Raw genomic sequence first — 8,917 nt, forward strand, 5'->3', positions numbered from 1 at the left:
TTCGTTAACAGACTATTTTTGCAAAGGTCTCACACAACAAGAATTTTATTCAGCTTAAGTCGAAATTCACCAAACCTCATCTTCTGTCAGATAAAAAATGAGGTTTGGCTACATCCAACATAACTTATTTGAAAGCAGATTCCCAATTTTTTATAGAAAAGACTGCTCACAACATTCTTTACCCGACGCGGTAAAACGCCAAGCTGCCCAAAAGGTTGGGGAAATGTTTGACCTGTTTGTTACCCGCCATGACGGCGCGTTCGAGGACGCGGATTTTGTTTTTGGCGCACAATAAATCAAAGTCTTTGAGCGTACACCAATGGATATTCGGCGTGTCGTACCAATGATAAGGCATGCGTTCGGAAACCGGCATATGCCCGCCGATAGCGATTTGGAAGCGGTTGCGCCAGTAGCCGAAATTCGGGAAGCTGACAATCGCCTGTTTCGCCACGCGCATGAGACAGCGCAGGATTTTTTCGGTATTCTGCATGGCTTGGATGGTTTGGCTCAAAACGATAACGTCAAACGTCTGGTCGCCAAATTCTGCCAAACCCTGCTCCAAATCGGCTTGGATGACGTTTACGCCGCGCGACATGGCGGAGATGACGCTGTCGGTGTCGATTTCGATGCCGTAGCCGCTGCATTTTTTGTGTTCCACCAAAGCCGCCAGCAATTCGCCGTCGCCGCAGCCCAAGTCCAAGACGCGGCTGCCTTCGGGAATCCAGTCGTAAATCAACTGCAAATCGTCGCGCAAATTCATGATCGGCAATCCTTGTCAACATTGTTCATATAAACCGCTACGGCGCGCATGTAGGCCTCGTCTTCCATCAAAAAGGCGTCATGGCCGTGGTTGGATTTGACTTCGATATACTGCACCGGCTTGTGCGCGGCAATCAGCGCTTTGACCAGCTCTTTGGAACGCGCGGGCGAAAAACGCCAGTCGGTACTGAAGCTGGCAACAAAGAATTTCGCTTTCACATTTTGCAGGGCACGGGTCAGGCTGTCGCCGAAATCCGCCGCCGGATCGAAATAGTCCAGTGCCTTGGTCATGAGCAGGTAAGTGTTGGCATCAAACCGCCCGACGAATTTGTCGCCCTGATAGCGCAGATAGGATTCCACTTCAAATTCAACACCGTAACCGTATTGATAGCCGTTTGAACGCAAATCGCGTCCGAATTTTTTGCCCAAACCGTCTTCGGCAAGATAAGTGATGTGCCCCATCATGCGGGCAATCCGCAAGCCCCGTGCAGGAACGGTATTGTGGCTGCGGTAATGTCCTTCGTTGAAATCGGGGTCGGTCAAAATCGCCTGACGCGCCACATCGTTGAACGCGATATTTTGCGTGGACAGTTTCGGCGCAGATGCAATCACTAAGGCATGGCGAACGCGCTCGGGATAGGAAATCGTCCACTGCAAAGCCTGCATACCGCCCAAGCTACCGCCGACAATCGCCGCCCATTGTTCGATGCCGAGATAGTCGGCAAGCGCGGCTTGGGATTTTACCCAGTCCTTTACCGTAACCACCGGAAAATCCGCGCCGTATTCCCTGCCCGTTTCAGGATTGATCGACAAAGGCCCGCTGCTGCCGTCGCAGCCGCCCAGATTGTTCAAACCGACCACGAAAAAACGTTCCGTATCAATCGGTTTGCCGGGTCCGACCATATTGTCCCACCAGCCCGCATATTTATCCTCCGCCGAATGCCTGCCCGCAACATGATGGTTGCCCGACAGCGCATGGCAGATTAAAACCGCATTGTTTTTTTCGGCATTCAGCTCGCCGTAGGTTTCAATCATCAGATCGAAACGCGGCAAAGTTTTACCGTTTTCCAAAACCAGCGGCATCTCAAACGGAATTTTTTGGGGCGTTACAATGCCCACCGAGGCACTTTGACTCATATCCTGTTCCAACAAATGCGGCGAAAAGCGTTATTATATAGCAAACGGCATGACTTTTTGACACGGGCGGACAAGCAGCACGACGCGCTGAAACATCCGTCCCCATGCCGCCGCGCCCAAACCATACTTTTTCAGACGACCTCCCCCGTTTCCCGATATGATAGGCAGACTTTTCCGTATTTTTTTCTTTTTCGCACTTGCCGCGCTGATCATCAACCGCCTCTTCAGCCGCAAGCAAAAACGCGCCCTGCGCGATGTCGCCAAAATCAGCGCATGGGTGCTGCTCGGTGCTGCCGCAGCGACGCTGTTTTGGTATCTGGTCATGCTGTATTTCAAACACATTCCGGATTCTTATTGAACGGATGTTGATAGCCAGACAAAAGGTCGTCTGAAAACACAAATTCAGATTTTCAGACGACCTTTTCCAGTATATTAAAAACACAGGTAATCGCGACATTGCCAAAGCCGCAGTCTCAGCTCAAGATTTAGCATCCGGCTTCTCCTTAAATTCCGTTCCGACGAACGTCCGTTTCGGGTTGCCGCGCTCCACCTGATAAAGCTGGCTGTGCTGTGCGCGGGCGTAATCGTCGGTCTGTCCGGCATGATGTTCCGCCAGCTTTTGCGCCAGCAGGGTCAAAGCCAATTTTTTGTTGGCATGCTGACTGCGTTCGCTTTCGACCCGTACGGAAATACCGCTTGCCTTATGAGTGGCACGGACGGCACTTTCAGTTTTATTGACGTGCTGCCCGCCTTTGCCGCCCGAACGGCAGGCTTGAAACTCAATTTCGCTTCCAGATGGCATTTCAGGCATATCGGGCATGCGGAAAACGCCGATATACCAGTTTTTGCGCGGATGTTTCGGACGGACGGTGCTGGCGCACACCCATTGGAGCGACCCTTGCCAACGCTGTGCCAAAGTTTCGGCATGCTTGCCGTCCAATTTAAGCACCGCCGACATAATGCCGTGTTTATCGGCGGTTTCGGAGATGATTTCCACCTCGACACCTTCCGCCTTCGCCTCGGCAAGCAGCCTGCCCAATACGAAACGGGCAAAGATGCGGCATTCGGCAGGCCCTTGGGCTGTAGAAATTTGCAGATAAACCGTTTGTAAGTTTTGCTTCATTTTTATTCTCCACATCCGCCGCTGGTTTTATAAGTCAAAACGGGTTTGAAGCGGGCGACCAATTCAATCAGACCTGCGTTTTTCATGGCTGAAATGACGCTGTCTATGTCTTTATAAGCCTGCGGAGCCTCTTCAAAAATCAAAGCCTTATCCTGACAAACGACCACGCTGCCGAATGCGGTTTGGCGCAGGCTGTCGGCGGAATATTTGTGCGACAGGCGGCCTTTGCATTCGCCGCGCTGCCATTTCCGTCCTGCGCCGTGTGCCAATGTGTTTAGCGAAATCTGGCAATCTTGGCTCGGCAGAACCAGATAGCTGTAATCGCCGCGCGAGCCGGGTATCATGACCAGACCTTTATCGGCGGGCGTTGCGCCTTTGCGATGCAGCCAGCCGGTTTGCCCCGCGATTTCGGCTTGTTCGAGGAAATTGTGATGCACGTCGAGCAGGCATTCGCCTTCCGTGCGCCAGCGGTCGAGCATTCTGGCGGCAATCAGACGACGGTTTAAACGGGCGAACTCAAAGGCTGCCTGATGTTCGGCAAGATAGTCCGCCGCAGCCTCGCTGCCTTCCGCCAAACCCCGATGTCCGTAGGCTTCGATGTGCCGTCGCAAAATCTGCTGACCCAGTCCGCGCGAACCGCTGTGTACCAACAATTGCAAACGGTTTGAATCAAAGGCAGCGGGAAGCAAATCGTCGCGGTAAACGGTTTCGACGGTTTGCAATTCGGCAAAATGATTGCCGCCGCCGATGGTGCCGACAGCGAGGTCGTCTGAAAACGGGAAATCGGATGCGGGTTCTCTGAGCAAGGCTTCTTGTTCGTCTTGGCTCAAAGGCGTATCGATGTTGCCAAGCTGCTTAGCAAGTTTGGCAGGTTTGAGCTTGGCGGCGGACAAACCGGTTTGCCAAAACGCCATGCCGCAGCCGATATCGTTGCCGATGAGCGCGGGGTAAAAATGGTGTTCGCTGAAAAACGCTGCGCCGACGGGATAACCGCGCCCCGCGTGCAAATCAGGCATACCGGCTACGCGCAGCATGTGCGGCAGCTTGGCGGTGGTTTCGAGTTGAGCGACGGCGTTGCCTTCAATCCAGGTTTCCGAATCAGCGATGATATGAATATGATGGGGATTTTGATAATTGCCCATGTGTATGCTTTCTTTAAAACGGACAGATGGCAAAACGAATCCAAACCGACAAAACAAAAAAGATGCCCGGTTTGAAAATATACCGACTGCCGTCTGACGTTTTCAGACGACCTCTGTCCGATTGATAGGAAAGCAGCCCGAAGCGGGCGATAGGGAAAATGCGGGAACGCGTTGTCCGAAAATCAGACCGACGCTTAGGCTGCAAAGAATGTGATTGAGCGGATTGAAGTATTGCGTGTCATGGCTGCTCCTTTCTTTGCATGTGAAAATTGAAAACAGGCGGATTATAGGGGAAATGTTTGAAACGTTACAATCAAACTGTGTTTTTTAGCATAACCGCTCTAGCAGAATAGGTACAAAACTTCAAATAGACAAAACGGTACATTTGAAACACGTTTTGATGCAATTCCTGAAAACTTACCCAAAAACTTACCCAAAAACTTACCCAAAAAGTTACCCCATAAATGATAAAAACTCAAGCATACGCCAGCATATTTGAGGTAATAAAAAAGCCTTGAAACCGTTAAAGCTCAAGGCTTTATGCGTATTACAGGATACCGCTGAAAATAGGGTATGGTGGAGGCGGGAGGAATCGAACCCACCTAGCCGGTAACCAGTAGTATGTGTATAGACAAACGCCCTTGATTTAGAGCGTTTTTTATCTGTTCATATACTACTGGCTGCGGTCATTTGTGCCACAATTTGTGCCACAATTTGTGCCAAACTCAACGAGGGTATTCCCATTAATACTCAAACCAACCAATACAAAAAAACAAACCGCTCGGTGCCAAGTCTCGGGACGGTCTTTCAGACGACCTTCATTATTGCTTTGACCGTATTCGGTCTGTTGAACCAGTTGTCCGGCGGCATCGTAGCCGTAGGCGGTGATTTTGCCGTCCCAGCCGGTTTCTTGGATCAGGTTGTCGGTTTGGTCGTAATCAAGACGGTAGGTTTCGCCGTTTTCGTTGGTGAGGACGGTCAGACGGCGGGCTTTGTCGTAGGCGTAGGCGAAGGTATGGCCCAGCGCGTTGGTGCGTTTGAGCGGCAGTCCGTCCACTGCGAGTTCGTAGGCAGTTTTGGCACCGAGTCCGTCGATGTGGGCGGTCAGCCGGTTGAGGCGGTCGTATTCGAAGGTTTCGTGACTGCCGTCGGGGTAGTCGGTACGGACGGGGTTGCCCGCTGCGTCGTAGTGGTGGCGGGTGGTATGGCCCAGCGCATCGGTAACGGTTTCGAGATCGCCGTATTCGGTGTAACCGAAACGGGTGGTTTCGCCGGTACAGTCGGTAAAGCAGACGAGTTGGTCGAGGGTGTCGTAGTGTAGACGTCGGGTTTTGCCTAAGGCGTCGGTAATGGTTTCGGGCAGCCATTGGGCGTTGTAGCCGTAGCTTGTGGTGTAACCGGCGGGGTCGGTGATGCTGATGAGGTTGCCGCGTTTGTCGTAATCGTAGGCGGTAATCCTGCCTGCGGGATCGTTGACGGCAACCGGCAGGTTGAGGGTTTCGTGGTAGTCGATTTGGGTGCTGCTGCCGTCCGGCGCGGTGATGGCGATGACGTTGCCTTCGGTATCGTAGAGATAGCGGGTTTCGCGTCCGTGGGGATCGCGTTCTACGGTAATGCGGCCGTAGTCGTCGCGTTCGCTGTCGCTGCGTTGTCCGTCAGCGTCGATGCGGTAGACGAGTTCGCGGTTTTCGTCGAAACCGTACACTTCCGTCCGTCCCAATGCGTCGGTAACGACGGTATGGTCTTTGCGGTAGTCGAACGTCCATTCTTCGCCGAGGTTGTTGCTGCTTTTGAGCACTTTGCCGTCGGAGTCGTAACGGTCGTATTCGTAGCGGGATACCAGTCCGTCGGGCTGGCTGTGTTCGACCATGATGTGGTTGCGGTAGGCGAAACCGCGCAGTTTTTTGCCGTCGCGTCCGTAAACGGTGGTCAAATCGCCGTAGCCAAAATTAACTTCAGCAAACAGCAGCCGTGCGCCGCCGTCGGGGGAGGCGATTTGGTAGAGGTCGTCTGAAAGTTGGTTTTCAGACGACCTCTATGTTAACTACTAATGAGATTGTTAAAAAACAAATGATTCAGACGACCTTAATAAAATATTGAAGTCGTCTGAAAAAAGGTTATCTCTACTCAACAACCCAATCGATTCCTGATTAAACAAACTGCCAAGTTTGAGGTTCGTAGTAACGTATCAAGTTATAATGTAGATAAGTCTCCTAGTTTCCTTTTTCGTTTACAAAATCAGGAAAAACTTCTTTTCCATCCATTATTTTTGGGCCGTTATCCAAATAACAAACCGTCTCTAAATCAAGAATACTCTCATCTTCATCAGAAGAAATATATATGTATGGAAATTTGGCAAATTTATCAGTATCATCATCATTGAATAATCTAGCACAATCAATAACTTCTGATATACTAATTTTTCTTCTATAAAATTTATCTAAATTCATTTTTTGTTCTTTCTATGATTAAATTAACATTTACCTAATGGTTTACCAGTGCGACCGTTTAATTTTCCTCGTCGACCTGGTCTACCACCTCCCCATATACTTCTTCCGCCTTTTCTTTGTGGGTGATATAGACCATGATTTCTTCTATGGTCATTATAATCAACCAGTACCAACCTTTTTGTATCCTCATGATGATGCCACGTTAGTCCCTGTTTATTTTTACCTTTTCCCCAATTGGGACTTGAACTCATATCTCCAGATTTCATCCATTCTTTTAATTCAGGATAACGATACAGCAAGTTTACCAATTTGTCAGGGGAGGCCGCCGTATTGGCGCGTTCAGAGAAACTGGAAACATTAACGGCCAAAAACAGCGCATTTAAAGACCGTTTTTCCAATAGGTAGTCCGCGCTATCTGAACGGTTTGGTGACTGACTTCGGCTATATCGGCGAAGATGAAGACGAAGAAAACTATCACGCCTACACCTGTACAGCCCGTCCGTTTATGTGGTATCTCACCCAAAATACGGACAGCAGGGTATTTGTCGACAAGTCCGTTCTGGATATTGCCAATGAAGTCTTGTCGCCGTTCGGCTTCCCCTTCCAGGTAAAATGCCAAAAAGGCTATCGTACCAGAGGATTTTGTGTCCAATATCAGGAAAACAGTTTTAATTTCCTAAACCGCCTGTTTGAACAGGAAGGCATCTACTATTATTTTACCCACAGCAACGGTTCGCACGAGCTGGTTATCGCTGATGATGTCGGTACTCTAGAAGCCATCCCTTCTCCCAACATTCCTTACCATTCCAAAAATACTGCACCCGGCGCACCCAACATCGCCTATATCGACGTATGGGAAGAACGGGATGCCTTGAAATCCAGCCAGTTCGTGACCCAAGAATACAATTATAAAAACGCCAAAGTCCCGATGAAATCTTCTGATTCGGTTCACGATTTCAGTTCTGTTCCTATGGAACATTATGATTTTTATACCGGCTTTAGCGATGTATCCGAAGCACAAAATTACAGTCAGGTGCGCAGTGAAGATCTGAAAAGCCAAACCAAGATCATTACCGGTTCGGGTACTGCCTTGACAGTAGCTCCGGGTTATACGTTTACCCTGAGCAAACACCCGCATTCCTCATCCAATACCGAATACACCATTCTGAAAGCAGATTATGATTTTGAAGAAGCCGGCTATACTACCGGCGACCGTATCGGCAAATTCAGAATTTCGTTCCGCGTATTGCCCAAATCCTACCCATACCGCCCTCCCCTTAAAACGCCGAAACCCAAAGTATTAGGTACACAGGCGGCTACGGTAACAGGTCCTGCCGGAGAAGAGGTTTATACCAACGAGTATGGCGATATTAAAGTCCAATTCCATTGGGACCGCTACGGCAAAATGGATGAAAACAGCTCCAACTGGGTTCGGGTAACGCAAGGTTCTGCCGGAGCGGGATACGGCTCTATCAACACACCGCGTATCGGTGAAGAAGTGCTGGTTGACTTCATCAACGGCGATGCCGACCGTCCGATTGTATTGGGTCGTCTGTACAACAGCGCAATGTCGCCACCATGGGGCTTTCCTGCTGCGGCCAAGCAGTCAGGTATCAAAAGTAAAAGTTTTAATTCGCCACTGGCCAACTTCAATGAACTGATGTTCAACGATACTGCCGGTTCCGAGATGGTCAATTTCCAAGCGCAAAAAGACCTGACCTCGCTGGTTAAAAATAACGAAACCCGCAACGTCAACAACGACCGCACCACCACAATCGGCAACAACGAAACGGTTACGGTAGTGGGTGTTCGGGCGAAAACCGTCCAAAAAAACGAAACGGCTTCGATTACCCAAAACCGCACAAAATCGGTGGGGCAAAACGAGACCTCCAGCATTACCCAAAACCAAAGCATTAGCGTGGGTGACAAGCAAAGCACCAGCGTAGGTAAAGACCAAAGCGTCAACGTGGGTAAAAACCGCAGCCGTTCTGTTGGCTTGAACGAAAAAGTAGGCATAGGTCAGAGTCAAGCACTGACTGTCGGACAAGATCAGAACGTTGCTGTCGGCAAAAACCAAGCGCTGACCGTCGGTGCAAACCGCAACAAGACCGTTGTTGCCAACGAAGTCAGCAGTATCGGCGGCAACAAACAGGAAACCGTCAGCCTGAACGGTATGAACAATGTCGGCATCGGACAGATGACCAACATCGGTGCCGGTTATATGCTGAACGTCGGTGCAGGCTGGATGACCAATGTCGTCGGCGCAGAAATGCATAGCAACTGTATTTTTCACCCCGTCGGGCAAA

8 protein-coding genes and 1 pseudogene are annotated in these 8,917 nt (G+C 50.1%); 2 read left to right on the forward strand and 7 right to left on the reverse strand.

Features of this window, described 5'->3' with window-relative positions:
* Positions 1-178: 178 nt before the first annotated feature.
* Together metW and metX are read right to left on the reverse strand one after the other, a co-directional pair.
* Complete coding sequence (metW, locus tag HMPREF3066_RS04645) at positions 179-760, reverse strand: methionine biosynthesis protein MetW (RefSeq protein ID WP_070440721.1); 582 nt, start codon at positions 758-760, stop codon at positions 179-181.
* Positions 757-1,896 carry a homoserine O-succinyltransferase MetX gene (gene metX, locus HMPREF3066_RS04650; RefSeq protein ID WP_009312963.1) on the reverse strand — a complete coding sequence of 380 codons (1,140 nt, stop codon included), beginning with the start codon at positions 1,894-1,896 and terminating at the stop codon, positions 757-759. The genes metW and metX overlap by 4 nt, the downstream gene beginning before the upstream one ends.
* Positions 1,897-2,053: 157 nt before the next feature.
* Here metX and HMPREF3066_RS13095 point away from each other — a divergent pair, with 157 nt between their 5' ends.
* The gene (locus HMPREF3066_RS13095; protein ID WP_003675061.1) at positions 2,054-2,254 is read left to right on the forward strand and encodes a protein MIGRI; all 201 of its coding nucleotides are present in this window, start codon (positions 2,054-2,056) and stop codon (positions 2,252-2,254) included.
* A gap of 120 nt (positions 2,255-2,374) precedes the next feature.
* Here HMPREF3066_RS13095 and prfH read toward each other — a convergent pair whose 3' ends face one another.
* From prfH to HMPREF3066_RS12180, 5 genes are all read right to left on the reverse strand, one after another.
* Positions 2,375-3,019 carry a peptide chain release factor H gene (gene prfH, locus HMPREF3066_RS04660; RefSeq protein ID WP_070440724.1) on the reverse strand — a complete coding sequence of 215 codons (645 nt, stop codon included), beginning with the start codon at positions 3,017-3,019 and terminating at the stop codon, positions 2,375-2,377.
* Positions 3,020-3,021: 2 nt separating this feature from the next.
* Positions 3,022-4,161, reverse strand: a complete 1,140-nt coding sequence (locus tag HMPREF3066_RS04665) for an RNA ligase RtcB family protein (protein ID WP_070440728.1) — start codon at positions 4,159-4,161, stop codon at positions 3,022-3,024.
* Positions 4,162-4,834: 673 nt separating this feature from the next.
* A complete protein-coding gene (locus tag HMPREF3066_RS04670) occupies positions 4,835-6,094 on the reverse strand; it encodes an RHS repeat protein (RefSeq protein ID WP_321178906.1) in 1,260 nt (419 codons plus the stop codon).
* A 280-nt stretch (positions 6,095-6,374) separates the two neighbouring features.
* The gene (locus tag HMPREF3066_RS04675) at positions 6,375-6,611 is read right to left on the reverse strand and encodes a hypothetical protein (protein ID WP_321178907.1); all 237 of its coding nucleotides are present in this window, start codon (positions 6,609-6,611) and stop codon (positions 6,375-6,377) included.
* A 23-nt stretch (positions 6,612-6,634) separates the two neighbouring features.
* Positions 6,635-7,009 carry an HNH endonuclease gene (locus HMPREF3066_RS12180; RefSeq protein ID WP_197067774.1) on the reverse strand — a complete coding sequence of 125 codons (375 nt, stop codon included), beginning with the start codon at positions 7,007-7,009 and terminating at the stop codon, positions 6,635-6,637.
* A gap of 2 nt (positions 7,010-7,011) precedes the next feature.
* On the opposite strand from HMPREF3066_RS12180, the pseudogene HMPREF3066_RS04680 reads away from it, so the two are divergent.
* Positions 7,012-8,917, forward strand: a pseudogene (locus HMPREF3066_RS04680) (type VI secretion system Vgr family protein); the annotation flags it as partial.

This window comes from Neisseria sp. HMSC03D10, from assembly GCF_001807625.1.
Taxonomy (GTDB): Bacteria; Pseudomonadota; Gammaproteobacteria; order Burkholderiales; family Neisseriaceae; genus Neisseria; species Neisseria mucosa.